At 46.2% G+C, this 14,871-nt stretch carries 15 protein-coding genes; 1 reads left to right on the top strand and 14 read right to left on the bottom strand.

The window, feature by feature from the left end:
* Positions 1–67: 67 nt before the first annotated feature.
* The 6 genes from V7R82_RS04435 to V7R82_RS04410 all read right to left on the bottom strand — a co-directional run bounded on the left by V7R82_RS04435 (position 68) and on the right by V7R82_RS04410 (position 3,714).
* A complete protein-coding gene (locus tag V7R82_RS04435) occupies positions 68–862 on the bottom strand; it encodes a phosphatidate cytidylyltransferase (protein ID WP_070755026.1) in 795 nt (264 codons plus the stop codon).
* A complete protein-coding gene (locus V7R82_RS04430) occupies positions 859–1,590 on the bottom strand; it encodes an isoprenyl transferase (protein ID WP_314049671.1) in 732 nt (243 codons plus the stop codon). The genes V7R82_RS04435 and V7R82_RS04430 overlap by 4 nt, the downstream gene beginning before the upstream one ends.
* 109 nt (positions 1,591–1,699) lie before the next feature.
* Entirely contained in the window at positions 1,700–2,605 is a 906-nt protein-coding gene (locus tag V7R82_RS04425) for a YitT family protein (RefSeq protein WP_291454124.1), read from the bottom strand.
* A gap of 6 nt (positions 2,606–2,611) precedes the next feature.
* The gene (locus V7R82_RS04420) at positions 2,612–3,052 is read right to left on the bottom strand and encodes a hypothetical protein (RefSeq protein WP_023392017.1); all 441 of its coding nucleotides are present in this window, start codon (positions 3,050–3,052) and stop codon (positions 2,612–2,614) included.
* A 127-nt stretch (positions 3,053–3,179) separates the two neighbouring features.
* Complete coding sequence (locus V7R82_RS04415; protein WP_023392016.1) at positions 3,180–3,395, bottom strand: YneF family protein; 216 nt, start codon at positions 3,393–3,395, stop codon at positions 3,180–3,182.
* Positions 3,396–3,462: 67 nt separating this feature from the next.
* The gene (locus V7R82_RS04410; protein WP_291429603.1) at positions 3,463–3,714 is read right to left on the bottom strand and encodes a DUF896 family protein; all 252 of its coding nucleotides are present in this window, start codon (positions 3,712–3,714) and stop codon (positions 3,463–3,465) included.
* A gap of 81 nt (positions 3,715–3,795) precedes the next feature.
* Here V7R82_RS04410 and lexA point away from each other — a divergent pair, with 81 nt between their 5' ends.
* Positions 3,796–4,413, top strand: a complete 618-nt coding sequence (gene lexA, locus V7R82_RS04405) for a transcriptional repressor LexA (protein ID WP_023392014.1) — start codon at positions 3,796–3,798, stop codon at positions 4,411–4,413.
* 53 nt (positions 4,414–4,466) lie between these two features.
* Here lexA and V7R82_RS04400 read toward each other — a convergent pair whose 3' ends face one another.
* From V7R82_RS04400 to glyS, 8 genes are read right to left on the bottom strand one after another with little or no spacing between them, the layout of a single operon-like run.
* Positions 4,467–4,979 (bottom strand): adenine phosphoribosyltransferase, encoded by a 513-nt coding sequence (locus tag V7R82_RS04400; RefSeq protein ID WP_023392013.1) that lies wholly within the window; start codon positions 4,977–4,979, stop codon positions 4,467–4,469.
* Positions 4,979–7,312, bottom strand: coding sequence for a single-stranded-DNA-specific exonuclease RecJ (gene recJ, locus V7R82_RS04395; RefSeq protein WP_338543624.1), 2,334 nt, complete (start codon positions 7,310–7,312; stop codon positions 4,979–4,981). Before recJ ends, V7R82_RS04400 begins: the two co-directional genes overlap by 1 nt.
* A gap of 3 nt (positions 7,313–7,315) precedes the next feature.
* Entirely contained in the window at positions 7,316–7,837 is a 522-nt protein-coding gene (locus V7R82_RS04390) for a LapA family protein (protein WP_338543622.1), read from the bottom strand.
* A gap of 3 nt (positions 7,838–7,840) precedes the next feature.
* Positions 7,841–8,650 carry an SDR family oxidoreductase gene (locus V7R82_RS04385; protein ID WP_338543620.1) on the bottom strand — a complete coding sequence of 270 codons (810 nt, stop codon included), beginning with the start codon at positions 8,648–8,650 and terminating at the stop codon, positions 7,841–7,843.
* On the bottom strand, positions 8,635–9,585 hold the full coding sequence (gene rnz / locus V7R82_RS04380) for a ribonuclease Z (protein WP_268442753.1): 951 nt from the start codon (positions 9,583–9,585) through the stop codon (positions 8,635–8,637). The genes V7R82_RS04385 and rnz overlap by 16 nt, the downstream gene beginning before the upstream one ends.
* Before the next feature lie 33 nt (positions 9,586–9,618).
* On the bottom strand, positions 9,619–11,466 hold the full coding sequence (locus V7R82_RS04375) for an acyltransferase family protein (RefSeq protein WP_338543618.1): 1,848 nt from the start codon (positions 11,464–11,466) through the stop codon (positions 9,619–9,621).
* A 15-nt stretch (positions 11,467–11,481) separates the two neighbouring features.
* On the bottom strand, positions 11,482–12,786 hold the full coding sequence (gene obgE / locus V7R82_RS04370) for a GTPase ObgE (RefSeq protein WP_311468196.1): 1,305 nt from the start codon (positions 12,784–12,786) through the stop codon (positions 11,482–11,484).
* A gap of 37 nt (positions 12,787–12,823) precedes the next feature.
* Positions 12,824–14,869, bottom strand: coding sequence for a glycine--tRNA ligase subunit beta (gene glyS, locus V7R82_RS04365; protein ID WP_338543616.1), 2,046 nt, complete (start codon positions 14,867–14,869; stop codon positions 12,824–12,826).
* Between the last annotated feature and the right edge of the window lie 2 nt (positions 14,870–14,871).

Genomic DNA, 14,871 nt, shown 5'->3' with positions numbered 1-14,871 from the left:
CTAATTAGGCCCATAATGCAAAAATAGTCAACCAAACTCAAAGGATAGAGTTTGGTTGACATGAGCACTATTTTAACCAGTTAAACCAGGTCATGAGTAGAAAACTGGTAAAAAGGGTTGAATCAAAGCGATCTAAGACCCCGCCATGGCCCGGCAGGAACTTACCAGAGTCCTTGACCCCAAAATGCCGCTTAAAGGCTGACTCTACCAAATCTCCTAGCTGACCTAAAACTGACAAGGCCATGGCCAGTAAAATATAGTGCTCTGAGCCCCCTAAATGTGGATCGAAGAAGTAATTATAGAGCACTGCGATGACGACCGCACTGACAATTCCACCTAGCGAACCTTCAATGGTCTTATTAGGACTCAATTGAGGCGCTAGCTTATGCTTGCCGAAACGTCGGCCAACGATATAAGCCCCAGAATCCGTTGCAAAAATAATTGCAAATTGGAAAATAACTAAGTCCAAACTAATTTGTCGTAACTCAATCAAGTAACGGAAGCCATAGCCAATGTAGAGGGCACCAAAAATCAAAAGAGCTGCTTCTTCAATGTTAAAGGTCTTGTACTCGTAGACCGTCAGGACTAAAAGCAACATACAGCAAATATAGAAGAGATAGGTAAATTTAAGACCTGGAATCAAGGCAGATTGATAGTTACTGGGCAGTATCATGAGGGCAACCGCAATGGTTGCAATGACCCCGACCAAGTTGAAGTATTCAATCTTCTTCATATTGGCTAATTCAAATAAGGCCATAACCCCTAAAATTAAGAACATGCCCGTAAAAACCTTGCCCCCTACCACCACAACCGGAATCAGGACGGCCAAGGCCGCTAGGGCGCTGATTACTCTTACTTTCATTCAGTATCCAACACCTTTCCAAATCGTCGTTGTCGGCTGGCATAGACCGCTAGGGCTTGGTCAAAATCGCCTTCATCAAAATCAGGCCACAAACGTTCAGTGAAATAGAACTCACTATAAGCCGCCTGCCAGAGTAGGAAGTTGCTGAGACGCTCTTCCCCACTGGTCCGGATAATCAAGTCCGGATTGGCTAATGAACCAAACTTGGCAGTTTCTAAATTTTGGCCAATTAAGTCAGGGGTGATGTCTTCCGGCTTCAAAGTGCCCTCAGCTACCTGACGGGCTAAAGTCTGAACCGCATGGCAAAGTTCGTCTTGAGAGCCATAGTTGATGGCAAAGTTCAAAATCAGGCCAGTACAATGAGCCGTATCGGCAATAGCTTGCTTGAGGACCTTGCGAGTGGCTTCTGGCAGTCCTTCCAAGTCACCAATGGTCTCTACCCGCACATTCTGTTCCAATAACTCAGGCACAAACTTGGCAAAAAACTCCTTAGGCAACTTCATCAAGAAGCTGACTTCTTGTTCAGGTCGTTTCCAGTTCTCAGTTGAGAAGGCATAGACCGTCAGCATCTTAACGCCCAGTTGATTGGCACGTTTGGTGATTTTCTTAATGGTATCGACACCTTTTTTGTGTCCTGCTACCCGAGGTAGGAAGCGTTTCTTAGCCCATCGGCCATTTCCATCCATAATGAGCGCAACGTGCGCAGGTACCTTACTTAAGTCAGCCATGCCAAGCCCTCCTGTCTTCAAATTCCACTATATTATAACAAACTCTGCCTCTGATTGAAACGATTTAAACTAAAAATCCCCTCTGAAACTATCAGAAGGGATTTGATCATTAAACAACTGATTCTTTTCTAAAGTCGGCCTGTTGCTGACGATTTAAGAAATTACCGGTCACCATGGTGGACTGGACCACATTAATGAAGGCCTGGGAATCAACTGAAAGCACTGCTTGCTGCAAATCATAGAGTTCATAACGACTTAAGACTACCATTAGGACTTGCTTGGGCTGATGCGAAAAGGCACCCTGCCCTTCTAAGAGAGTGACGCCACGGATGACCCGCTCCTGAATGGCCTTGACCACTTGGTTAGGGTCTTGGCAAATCACAAAAGCAGTCAAACGTTGCTCACCTGTATGGATAGCATCAATAACCATGCCTGCAATAAAGATGGCAATACAACTGTAGAGAGCATATTCCCAACTATTAAGGAAGCCAGCTCCAACTATGACCAAACCATTGGTCAAAAAGGACATAAAGCCGACATTGCGCCCTGTTTTCTTAGCAATCAAGAGGGCAATAATATCAAAGCCTCCACTGGACATACCAAACTTAATCAAGAGCCCGACCCCGATACCCGAAATCACCCCACCAGCGATTGCAGCTAACAAGGTATTATCGGTCACTTGTTGAATCGGCACCCAGTTACTTACTAAGGTGGACAGGAAAATACTGGTCACGGTCAAGATTGAAAAACGCCGTCCTAGATAGAGCCAACTCAGAATCATCAAGGGAATATTGAGAATGAAATAGAGATTACCAGCCGTTAAGAGATTCGCTAGGGGCGTATCCTTGAAGATGGCCAAGATAATTTGCGCCAAGCCAGGCACGCCATTAGAAAAAATCAGATTAGGAACATAGAATAAGTTGAGGGCAACTGCAAAACATAGGGCTGAAAGCCATAATACGACACCGGACAGGATTCTTTGTCCTTGACTGGAGCGAACAAAAGACGTCAGCATGAAGTGTTACACCTCAGCAGAAGGTCCTAAACCAGCAGTTAAGGCTTCTACCATATCCTTCGCAATAGCTGAACCATAGACAATGGTTTCATAGAGCGGTTGTGGGTCCACGCTAGCCCGCATCAAGTTACGTTGGAAGATTTCCCCATCACCCGCTAAATAAAGGGCAAAATAACCGGTACGAGTTTCATTTAATTCGTTAATCAATTCCAAGGCTTGCGCACGTTGCTTATAGTCTTTCAACATGTGAACATGGCGGTAGATGACTTGAGCATCACAATATGGTAAATCTGAATTTTGAACAATGACTTCCACAATCAAGTCCCGAACTGGGGTTACACCAAAACGGAAACGATAGAGATGGTGGCCTCCTTCAATCTCCAAGTATTCAGCTGGTAGTTCTTTCTCAGCAATGAGTTTGTCGAAATTTTCCTTGATAATAGACATAGAGCTTCCTCCTCAATTTGACTTTCAATACTCTTATAGTGTACCACGTTTGCTAGGACTTTTCATCTGTAAGTAAAGCGCCTAGATAAGAAAAAGTCCACCATTAGGCGGACTTTGATTCTCTTGATTATTGACGAACCTTCATTTGGGCCATGATTTGTTGAACCTTCTTCTTAGATGGTTTTTGACCCATTGAAGCCATCATTTGCGTAATCATGCGCTCATCAATTGGTGGGTTTTCCTTAAAGTATTTCATCATGTAACGGCGCGCCATAAAGAAGCCACCAACAAATCCACCGATTAAGGCGACTACGACAATGATTAACCAAATCCATGTTTGCACTGCCTTCTCCTCACTTTCTTTTCATATTACTCTTCTATTTTACACAACTTTCCGTCAAAAGCCTAGTCTAATCTTCTAAATGACGGTTATGAATTTTCTTTTCTTTTTGAATCTGTTTGAGTTTGTCAGGGGTCACATCGGTCCCCTCTTGGTCGACAATCTTCATACCTTCAATATGATTGCGCATGCCATGGCGTAAGCTAGCCAAGTATTCTTGGCGTAAAGCCGCTTGTTCTTGGGCTTCTTCAGGGTTTAAACCCTCACTTTTCTTCTTACGTGCTAAGACATTGATGCGCTCAATTTTTTCTGGTGATAACATTAGACACCTCCACGAACATTCGTTTGCATTTTGATTGATAAGTGTGCTATAATAGGCTTAAGATATAAGGAAGGTGAGGACATGACGACATTATCCACTAAGCAATTAACCATACTCTCATGTATCCATGAGGCCATTGAAGCCAACGGCTATCCCCCTACTGTTCGGGAAATCGGTGCAGCAGTAGGACTTGCTTCTACTTCAACTGTACACGGCCATCTAGCACGTTTAGAACGGGCTGGTTATATTATTCGTGACGCCAGCAAGACTCGAGCCATCGAACTTTCTCCCCTAGCCCAGGAAGCCTTGGGCATCCAGCCCCAACAAATTCCCTTGCTAGGTCAAGTAGCCGCAGGTGCGCCTATTCTGGCCATTGAACATGCCACAGATTACTACCCTATCCCACCTGGCCTAGAGCGCTATGAACCTAGCGAACTCTTCATGCTAGAGATTAAGGGTGAATCCATGGTTAATATTGGGATTCTAGATGGAGATTACATTACAGTCCGCCGTCAAGCAAGCGCCAATAATGGTGACGTCGTAGTTGCTATGACCGAGGATAATGAAGCCACCTGTAAGACCTTCTTCAAGAAGTCCGATCACGTCATCTTACGGCCAGAAAATGACCACATGGACGATATCATTCTGCCTCAGGTGACCATCCTGGGTAAGGTTGTCTCCCTTTACCGTTATTTCTAAGTCTCTTAAAGCCATGCCCTCAGTCTATGACTGGGGGCATATTTTTGATGTTTTTAGTATTGCATTAAAGCCTTGTAGTCGTAGCCTGCTAATTTTTCTTTCCCGTTTAAGTCAACGAGTTCAATTAGGAAGGCACAACCAACGACAACGCCGCCTAATTTTTCAACTAGATCGATAGAGGCTTTAATGGTCCCACCTGTTGCCAAGAGGTCATCGGTGATGAGGACACGTTGGCCTGGTTTAATAGCATCTTCATGCATAGTTAAAGTTGCGGTACCATACTCCAATTCATAGTCTACATCGACCGTTGGGCGTGGTAGCTTGCCTTTCTTACGAACTGGTGCAAAACCAATCTCTAATTCATAAGCAACTGGGCAGCCCACGATAAAGCCGCGTGCTTCTGGACCTACAATCACATCTACTTGTAATTCACGGGCGTAGTCTACTAATTGTTTAACTGATTCGTGATAAGCTGGGCCATCTGCCATGAGAGGGGTAATATCACGGAAAACAATGCCTTCTTTTGGATAGTCCATGACTTTAGCAATATAATTCTTCAATTCCATTATGACTTAACTCCTAATTTTTTAACATATTCTTTTATTTGGTCGAGGGTGGCAAAGACTAAGACTTCTTCGCTGTCCATAGCGGCTTGATAAGCCCGGTAGGCAGCAGTTTCTTCCAAGTTAGTGTTCTGATGGCGACTAGCATCTTGGACTGCCACTTGTCCCTCTTCAATTGATACAAAACCTGCTTCATAGAAGACATGAAACATTAATTTGAGTTGAACTGGATTAATGGCCAGTCCTTGGCTGATTTCTGCTAACCTAGCCCGCAAATTGAAGGGCTCCTGGCTGACTAACCAGCGATAAAGCTTAGCGAAGTCAGCCCTTTGTGGCAGACCTGCCAAATATTTGGATTCTTGGGCATAGAGCACCAAGTAGAAGGCCTGCCAATCCTGACTAAGCACCAGCTGGTCGAAATCCAACATTTGCTTGGGTGGCTCTAAGAGCACTAGGCCTTGATAATGGGTAAGATTGGCTCCTTGAACTTCTTGATAGGTCATCAGAGCAGAACCGGGCTGAAGGCGAGAAGAAACTTGAGCCTTAACTGCCTCGCGCTGACATACATAGACAACTTGATCTAGCTGCCAGAGACGACCTTGTTGGCCACTTGCCCGCCAGTCATACCAGGCAGCACCTGAGACCCCAATATCAGACAGGAGCAATTGAGGGCTGACCCGATTCTGCCATTTGTTTAAGTCCAAATGACCTACAGCAGTCAGGCTATCTCCCACTTGTCGATCTCGCATGCGATCAGCAAAGTCAAAGCCAATGGCATTAAGCTCTTGCCCATCCTGTCCTAGGACTAGCTTAGCATGCTGGCTATTAGTCCCTATCAATCGCACCTGGTTAAGCTTTGCCTCCTCAAAAGCAAAGACTGGCTTATCATTATCCATACCGAAGGGACCCAGTAACTGGACTTCTTGGATGAAGTCAGTCCCTACTTCCGACAGCTTTAAGGACAAATCAATGGTCAAGGGCGCTTTTCTAGGCTCACTTTCTGCCTGAGCTTGAGCCTTGGCCTGCAAGGCTGAGACAAAGTCTTGCCATTGATCTTGATTAACTGTCATACCTGCCGCCTGGGCATGACCACCAAATTGGGCCAGATGCTCCTTAATATCGGTCAACCAGTCAAAGAGATGGACAGCTTCTGTTGAACGCCCACTCCCCTTGTATTGACCTTTATCTGCCTGATACTGGAAGATGAGGGCTGGACGCTGGTAGTGTTCGCTCAAGCGGCCGGCCACAATCCCAACAACTCCAGCTGGCCAGCTAGGGTCAGATTCAATAATAATATGAGGAATTGGCCCCTGACCCAGTCTTTGGCTAACCTGATCCATAATATTAGCAACCAAGTCCTTACGTTCCTGGTTTTTCTCGTTAATTAAGGCTAATAGCTCTTGGGCTTCTTCCTCATCCTGGGTTTTGAGCAGTTCCAAGGCTGGCGTCGGGTCGCCCAAACGACCAATCGCATTAAGCCGAGGCCCAATGGTAAAACCAATTGTGTCAGCCGTCATGTTTTCCATATCGACTTGCTCTTCTTCAAGCATTAATCGCAAGCCAATGCGCATGGTATCGCGCATGAGCTGGAGACCGCTCAGGACAAGGGTCCGGTTCTCGTCACGAAGGGAGACCACGTCACTGACAGTCCCAATGGCAGCTAATTCCACTAACTCCGTTGGCACTTCGCCTAATAAGGCTGTGGCCAACTTCAGGGCCACCCCTGCTCCACTCAAATCTGGGAAGGGATAATGGCCTTGTGGATGTCTGGGATGAATCACAGCATAGGCTGAAGGCAAGGTGGCTTGGACCTCATGGTGGTCCGTCACAATGACATCCACACCAGCCTGCATAGCCCATTCGATGGCTTCAAAACCTGCCACCCCATTATCGCAAGTCAAAATCAACTGAACGCCTTGTGCCACAAAGTCCTGATAGCGAGCCAAATTAGGCCCATAGCCATCCACCAAGCGATTGGGCACATAGTAAATAACTCGCGCACCCAACATCTCCAAGGTCTCATAGAGAATCAGAGTAGAGGTAATGCCATCAGCATCATAGTCACCGTAAATCAAGATAAGTTCTTGGTACTCGATGGCTGCCTGGATTCTTTCCACAGCGCGTTCCATGTCATAAAGTAGAAAAGCATCGTGGAAGGTTTGGGGCATCTGATTAGTCGCGTTCTTGATTTCTTCCAAAGTCTCAAGTCCACGCGCCAAACATAGCCGCAGAAAAGTGTCACTATAGCCTAAACCGGCTTGCTGCCATTCAGCCACCTTGTCTTGCCAATCGTCCGGCAAGCTTCGATAGTGCCACTCATAGTGTGTCAAGTTCATGCTCTACCCCCTCGAAACCTGAGGATCCTCATCATCTTGCAAACTCTCTTCAAATTCATCCACACTGTCTTCAAGTTCTTGAGCTGATTGGTCCAAATCAGCCTCTAAGTCACCGTTCTCTTCTTCTTGCGATTGGCTTTGAGACTGGGCTTCAAGCTGTGTCTTCAAATCGGCTAAGGCTTCTTGAAGACTCGCAATTTCTTGATTCTTTTCTTCAAGATTAGCCTGATATTGGGCTTCTAATTCCGCCTTAGTCGTCTCAAAATTAGACTGTTCTTTGGTAAGGGCTTCGCGCTCCTTATTTAGGTTCTTAATGGCTGTACGATTGGCCATGTGACTGGATAAAGAAGACAAGAAACCAATTAAGAGGCCAAAGAGAATCGAAATCAATAAGACTAAGACCATAGGCATCTGAGCTTGGAAGAAGAGGAAGGTTACCTGCACGTTGTTAACGTTCTGTAGGGCGAAGATTACCACTAGAATAACCGCACAGACACCTAAAATTAATTTCCATTGTTGACGCATGGACTATTCCTCCTTCAAATTAAACAAGCGGGCAGCTAAGAAATCTCCAGCCTGTGGAAATAAGCCATAGAGTTTTGAGGCAAAGGCTAACTGCCAAGGCAGATTTAATTCTCGTTTGACATGCTTGCGTTTCATATTGGCTACAATGCGACTAGCCAGCTCATCTGCTTCAAGACTGAAGGCCTCGACTACTTGCGCGTAGGCTAGCATTTGTGGCGAACGATCAAAGAAAGCTGTCTTAACTGGGCCTGGATTGATGGCGGAGACTTGAATAGGTGTCTCATAGAGTTCCAGTCTCAAGGCGTCAGCATAAGCAATTATAGCCGCCTTAGAAGCTGCATAAGCGCTAGTCATAGCGGTCGGGATTTTCCCGGCAATAGAGCCTACTAAGTGAATTTGACCTGGGCCACCTTGGTTTAACTGCTGGATAGCCACCAACTGGCTCAAGTACATCATGCCGAAGACATTGACTTGGAACATATCCACCACTTGCTGAGGTTGATTTTCCGAGAAGGCTTGGAAGTCTCCATACCCCGCATTACTGAAGAGAATATCAATACGACCAAAGGCTTCAAGTGTAGCCGCCACTAATGCCTCAATAGCTTGAGGCTGAGACATATCCGTTACTTGGACTATAACCTCTGTACCCCACTGCTCTTCAAGTTCCTGAGCAAGGGCCTGCAAGCGGTCCTGACGTCTGGCTGCCAATACTAACTTACAGCCTTCTTGGGCCAATTGGTGGGCCACAGCTTGGCCAATACCACTAGTCGCACCCGTGATGATCACGACTTGCTTATCTAAGTTTCTTGACATGAGCTATCTCCTCCTATCACATCAAACTCATCAAAGTCATAGACCAGTCTCGCTCCTTCAAAAATACGGCGCGCTTGGTCTTCTAATTGCTTGGCGTCTCTTCCCATATAGCGAGCGCTAATATGGGTTAGATAGAGGGCTTTGACATTACTTGCCTGGGCCACTTGTGCGGCCTGACGGCTGGTCGAATGGTGATAGGACGCAGCCATTCGGGCTTCACTTTCTTCAAAGGTACATTCGTGTACTAAAGCATCAGCATCTTGAGCCAGTTCTTGAATAGCATCACAGGTCTTGGTATCTCCCAGGATAGTGACTACTCTTCCCTCTCTAGCTGGCGCTAGAAAATCCTGTCCGTTAAGGACGGTGCCGTCAGCTAAGGTGACAGTCTCACCGCGTTTAAGCTGACCAAAAATCGGCCCATTAGGAATCTGATACTGAGCCAAACGATCTACTAAGAGCTCACCACTAGTTCTTGGCTCCATGATTCGGTAGCCAAAGCTTAGAATACCATGGTTGAGTGCTTGATAATCAACTAACCAGCCCTTACCTAAATCCAAACGACCTCCTTTAGGTGACAGTTCGACGATTTCTAAAGGATATAAGAGGCGTGATTTAGACAAGCGTAAGGCTGATTCGACAAAGTCCTTAATACCCGGTGGCCCGTAAAGGGTCAAGGGCTGATCGCCCCCCTGGAAGGAACGCGAGCTAAGGAAACCAGGTAGACCAAAGATATGGTCGCCATGTAGGTGGGTAATGAAAATCTTAGTGATTTTGCGAGGTTTAAGGGAGGTTTCTAAGATTTGATGTTGGGTGGCTTCACCACAATCAAATAACCAAACCTCATTGAGTTCATCAAGGAGTTTGAGGGCTAGAGCACTCACATTACGATTGCGGCTTGGGACACCCGCCCCAGTACCTAAAAATAATAACTTCATGCTCATTTCCTTTCTGTTTGACTTGCCAATCGATTAGCGATTTTGCGAAATCTGATTGGCAACGAATTTAGCAAATTCCAAAGCGCCAGTTGGGTTTGGATGGATACCATCCTCATAGTACCAATCAGAGTGGCCCTTAGCGAAGGTTCGCCAATCAATCACTTTGACATTGGAGAAGCGATTAGCCGCAGCGAAGAGACGATTATTGGCATCTTCTACCCAGACCTTATCAACCGAGGAAGTCACAAAGTACTGCTCCCGGTCCGTCCCAATGGCATTAATATAGTCATTAAGCTGACCGTCGGTAAAGGTCCCATTAGAACCTAAGACCGTCACCACTGTTCCCTTGAGTTTACCAGAGGCCTTGAGGCTATTAATCACTTCGTTGCTTTGGTAGAGCTGACGACCAATCTGGCCATCAACGATTGCCTTAGGAAAGACTTCTTTGACCTTATCAGCCGAAGCCAATAGGATGGAATCCCCAATAAAGGTTACTTCAAGGGCATTGGCTTGGAGGAGTTCTTGGCGGTTTAGGCCTTCAATATTATTAATAACCTTGGTTTCCTGACTTTCAGGCTCCTTGGTCTCCTCCACCAATTTTTGGTTAGATTCGATGACCGTTGCTAACTCATCGGCTGCCTTGTTCTTCTGTTCTGGTGTAATAGCCAAAGCCACTAAACCAATGGTTGAAACTAAGAGATAGCTAATCGCTAGCGTCTTAATGCCCCATAGGCTAGCCCGGTGTTGAACCAGGTAACGCACCCGCGCTTGGGTTTGTTTCCAGTTGAAATCCTGACCAAATGGCAAAATCAAGCGACGACGTTCAAAGAGTTGATAGGAGATTTCCGCCATCAACATAATCAGTAAGAACTGAACACCGACTGAGATCCAAATATTATGGAAGCCATTCAAACGGTCTGGAATAACCAAGTGAATCGGATAAAACCATAGGTAGTAGGATAAGCTGCGTTTACCAAAGAAGGTAAAGACTGGCAGACTTAAGAACTTATGTAGCCAAGTAGAAGGATGGAGACTGACAATGACAAAAACCATGGACAGTAAAGTGAATAGCAACATCCCAAAACGATAGGCAAAGGGTTGCGTCCCATACATAAAGAGCAACATAAAGGTCATCAGGATGACACTGGCAATCCCAATTCCATTAAATACTTGTTGCTGACGCTTGGATATAGCTTTTGGCTTGAGATGGACTGGGAAGAGATAACCTAGTGCCCCACCAAAGGTAAAGGCAAAGGCCCGCGTCAACAAATCATAATATATCCGACTCGGATCCTGTCCATCTTGGTAGAGATAGCCCAGAAGCACTGCCGAAGCAATGGACAGAGCCACCAACATAATGGCAGCAGTAGCCGGATTACGATGCCAAGAATAGACTACTTTGACCACAAAAGGCGTCAAGAGAATCAGCTGGGCATAAATAGAAATGTACCAGAGATGGGTAAAGGCACTTGGATTGGCCGCCTGGACAAAGTAGGACTGGTTGGACAAAATCTGATAGTAGTTGTTAACGAAGAACAGGCTAGAAAACCCCATATTGCGCAAATTATAGAAATAATCCGGCGCAAACAAGGCAATATAGGCTGCTACCAGCAAGACCATAAACAAGGTTGGGAAGAAAATCCGTTCAAGTCTAGACTTGAGATAGGACCGGACAGAAACTGATTTTCTTAGCGTTGGGGCTGTATAGAAATGACGGAAGGCGAAGAAACCTGCCACCATCAAGAAGGCGTTAACGGCCAGAAAGCCCCCAGGCAAGATATGCTGGAAGAAATAATAGGTCAGAATTAAGAGGATTAAGACCCCACGATAGCCGTCGAAAAAGGCCAAACGAGGACTTTTAGTAGATGTTTTATCGGTCATGCACATCCCCTCCCCTTAATCCATGAATTCAAACTGATAGCCGGCTAAATCGACTAAATCACCGGATTCGGCCCCTGCTTCACGCAAGGCTTGGTCCACACCCATGGAACGTAATTGGCGGGCAAAACGTGCCACACTCTCATCGTGGGCCATATTGGTCATGGCATAGAGTTTTTCAATCTTAGCCCCTGACAATTGCCAGTAACCCGCATCAAGTTTGGTCAAGGTGAATGGCACTTCCTCTTCTAATTGGTAATGCACTTCTTCTGGCTCTTCCTCAAATAAAGGAATAAAGTCAGAATTTTGGACCAAGTCATAGGTAAAGGCCAAGAGTGGCTTGAGCCCCTTGGCTTGCCAAGCAGATACTTCAAAAATAGCGGGCAAGTCTAAGCCTTCTTTTTGGCAATAGTCTTCTAGCTTCTGCTTGAAGCTAGGTAAATTTTCTTGGGCCTGGCTCTGATCCATCTTATTAGCCACAATGATCATAGGACGTAAGAGTAATTTCTCGTGATAAGAAGCCAGCTCATGCATAATATCGAGGTAATCTTGGAAGGGATCCCGTTCATGAGTCGCTGCCATGTCAATGACATGCAACAAGACTTTAGTCCGCTCAATGTGGCGGAGGAAGTGAATCCCCAAGCCTACCCCTTGCGAGGCTCCTTCAATCAGACCTGGCATATCGGCCACGATAAATTCCTGATCGTAATTGAGTTTGACCACACCCAGGTTAGGGGTTAAGGTTGTAAATTGATAGTCTGCGATTTTAGGCTTGGCATTACTAATGACAGACAAGAGGGTCGATTTCCCTACACTTGGATAACCTACCAAGCCTACATCGGCCAGAACCTTCAATTCTAATTGGAGGTCGGCTTCTTCACCTGGCTCACCATTTTCGGCAATGGAAGGAGCCGGATTCTTATGGGTAGCAAATTTAATATTGCCGCGTCCACCACGACCGCCCTTAGCAACGACACATTCCTGGCCTTGCTCTACTAGGTCGGCTAGCAACTTATCAGTCGTCGCATCGCGAATGATGGTACCTGGTGGAACTGACACAATCAAGTCTTCCGCAGCCTTACCATACATGCCTTTGCTCATACCGTTTTCACCGTTCTTGGCCTTGAAGTGACGATTATAACGGAAATCCATCAAGGTCCGCAGGCCTTCATCCACTCGGAAAATGACACTGCCACCTCGACCGCCGTCACCGCCGGCCGGCCCGCCATCTGGGACATACTTTTCGCGTCGGAAGGCCACCATACCGTCGCCGCCTTTACCGGCTTTGACTGTGACCCTTGCACGATCTAAAAAGGTCGACATTGAAAGCACTCCTTTCTCTAACTCATCTAGTTGAGTCTTAAAATTTATTAATCAATAAGCGTGAATCGAAGAGTTCCAAGACTGCCTCTGTCAGCACCTTGAGGGTAGCCAAACGGTTAACTCGAATAGTCTCATCGTCGGCATTAACCTTGTTGTCATCGAAGTAAGCTTCAATCACCGGTACTAGGTTATCCAGATACATGTAGAGGGCATCAACTGAAATCTTGTATTGGTCAATTTTAGCAGCGGCTTCTAGCAACTTAGCCTCAGAATCAGTTTGGGCTAGGTCTAAGTTAAGCTGAGCCTCTTCTTGAACTTTAGCTCCCAGATTGACCACCCGGGTAATGGCTTCTAGGAAGCGTTTGTAGGCCGTTGGGTTCTTATCCTTGTGGGTCTTGAGGAAATGGGCTACATAGTTGGCCTTGCCAACTTCTAAGTGCTTAGCTGCCCCAATCCCTTGAATTTGGTCCATATCGACAGATTGGTTACGTAAATGCACAGCAACCCGCGCCCAGACAAAGTCTGAAAGCTGCTTCAAGAGTTCTTGGTCGCCCTCATGGGCTTCCACTAAGTGCTTAAAGACTGGTAACAAATCTAATTCCCAACCGCGATCTAAGAGGATTTCCACAATCCCCATAGCCGTACGACGAAGAGCGTAAGGGTCGTTAGAACCCGTTGGGATTAAGCCAACCTTGAAGTATTGGAACAAGGTGTCAAGCTTATCAGCCAAGGCCAAGAGTGCACTGGCATCTTGGTTTGGCAGCGCGCCACCGCTCGTAGTAGGCAGGTACTGGGTCCCAATGGCCTGAGCCACCAAGGCCTCTTCCCCGTAATGACGAGCGTAGATTTCCCCGATTTGACCTTGGAGTTCGTCGAACTCGCCAACCACTTGGGTCATGAGGTCAAACTTGTAGATTTGGCTAGCCCGTAAAGCTGCCTCATAAGACGCGTGATCTAAGCTTAGGTCCCCTTGTAGTTGACTAATTAAGGCAGCAACACGCACTTGTTTGTCAGCCAAAGTGCCTAACTTAAAGTGTTCATTAACGTTGGCTAGTTTACCGACAAAGAAGTTTAAGTCATGTTTGAGGTCTTCTTGATAGAAGAATAAGGCATCTTCCAAGCGAGCCCGCAAGACTTTTTGATTACCTTTGACGACGTTGGCTAAGTGTTGGTCATTCCCGTTACGCACTGAGATGAAAACTGGCAAGAGCTCACCTTTAGCATCTAAGGCATAGAAGTAACGTTGGTGGTCACGCATAGCCGTAATCAAGACACAATGTGGCACTGATAAATATTTTTCTTCAAAGTCACCATAGAAGACGGTTGGCCATTCGACAATGGCAGTCACTTCTTCTAGCAAATCTTCATCGACTGGTACTTGCCAGCCTTGAGCAGAAGCTAAATCAGCCAATTGTTGACGGATATTAGCCCGACGTTCTTCAAAGTCTACTAGGACATGTTGCTCACGCAAAGCCTCCACATAGTCTGTGGCCTTTGCTAAGGTCACGTCATGGCCTAAGAAACGATGGCCACGAGAGATGCGGTCTGATTTAACGCCAACAAACTCTAAAGGCACCAATTCTTGGTCTAGGAGGGCCACAATCCAGTGAACAGGACGAATGAATGGAATCTCATAGTCATGCCAAGTCATAGTAACTGGGAAGGTCATGGCCTCTAAGACACGATTAAGTCCTGACAAGACTTGGTCTGCAGCTTGACCTGGCAAATGCTTGTTAACGAAGATATAGTCTTCACCTTTGATGCTTTCTACAATCACATCTTCTTGGCTGGCGCCTTGGCCTTTAATAAAGCCAAGGGCTGCTTTAGTCCAATTGCCTTCCGCGTCTTTGGCGATTTTAAGGGATGGGCCTTTTGCCTTGGTAGATACATCCTCACTACGCTCAGCCAAGCCATGGACTAGGACCGCCAAACGGCGTGGAGTAGCATAGGCGCTGAGGCTCTCATAAGCTAAACGCTCTTCTGCTAAGAAGTCAGCCACCCGTTTTTCTAATTGTTGTGATAAATCTAAGAGGAAGCGTGCAGGAATTTCTTCCATGCCAATTTCAAGTAAAAATTCTGCCATGG

The organism is Abiotrophia defectiva ATCC 49176, assembly GCF_037041345.1.
Classification (GTDB): Bacteria; Bacillota; Bacilli; order Lactobacillales; family Aerococcaceae; genus Abiotrophia.
Note: the sequence above shows the minus strand (reverse complement) of the source record. Positions and strands in the feature narration are given on the sequence as shown.

Coding starts and splice junctions, on each gene's coding strand:
- V7R82_RS04435 (WP_070755026.1), bottom strand. CDS start 862: ATGAAAGTAAGAGTAATCAGCGCCCTAGCGGCCTTGGCCGTCCTGATT.
- V7R82_RS04430 (WP_314049671.1), bottom strand. CDS start 1,590: ATGGCTGACTTAAGTAAGGTACCTGCGCACGTTGCGCTCATTATGGAT.
- V7R82_RS04425 (WP_291454124.1), bottom strand. CDS start 2,605: ATGCTGACGTCTTTTGTTCGCTCCAGTCAAGGACAAAGAATCCTGTCC.
- V7R82_RS04420 (WP_023392017.1), bottom strand. CDS start 3,052: ATGTCTATTATCAAGGAAAATTTCGACAAACTCATTGCTGAGAAAGAA.
- V7R82_RS04410 (WP_291429603.1), bottom strand. CDS start 3,714: ATGTTATCACCAGAAAAAATTGAGCGCATCAATGTCTTAGCACGTAAG.
- lexA (WP_023392014.1), top strand. CDS start 3,796: ATGACGACATTATCCACTAAGCAATTAACCATACTCTCATGTATCCAT.
- V7R82_RS04400 (WP_023392013.1), bottom strand. CDS start 4,979: ATGGAATTGAAGAATTATATTGCTAAAGTCATGGACTATCCAAAAGAA.
- recJ (WP_338543624.1), bottom strand. CDS start 7,312: ATGAACTTGACACACTATGAGTGGCACTATCGAAGCTTGCCGGACGAT.
- V7R82_RS04390 (WP_338543622.1), bottom strand. CDS start 7,837: ATGCGTCAACAATGGAAATTAATTTTAGGTGTCTGTGCGGTTATTCTA.
- V7R82_RS04385 (WP_338543620.1), bottom strand. CDS start 8,650: ATGTCAAGAAACTTAGATAAGCAAGTCGTGATCATCACGGGTGCGACT.
- rnz (WP_268442753.1), bottom strand. CDS start 9,585: ATGAAGTTATTATTTTTAGGTACTGGGGCGGGTGTCCCAAGCCGCAAT.
- V7R82_RS04375 (WP_338543618.1), bottom strand. CDS start 11,466: ATGACCGATAAAACATCTACTAAAAGTCCTCGTTTGGCCTTTTTCGAC.
- obgE (WP_311468196.1), bottom strand. CDS start 12,786: ATGTCGACCTTTTTAGATCGTGCAAGGGTCACAGTCAAAGCCGGTAAA.
- glyS (WP_338543616.1), bottom strand. CDS start 14,869: ATGGCAGAATTTTTACTTGAAATTGGCATGGAAGAAATTCCTGCACGC.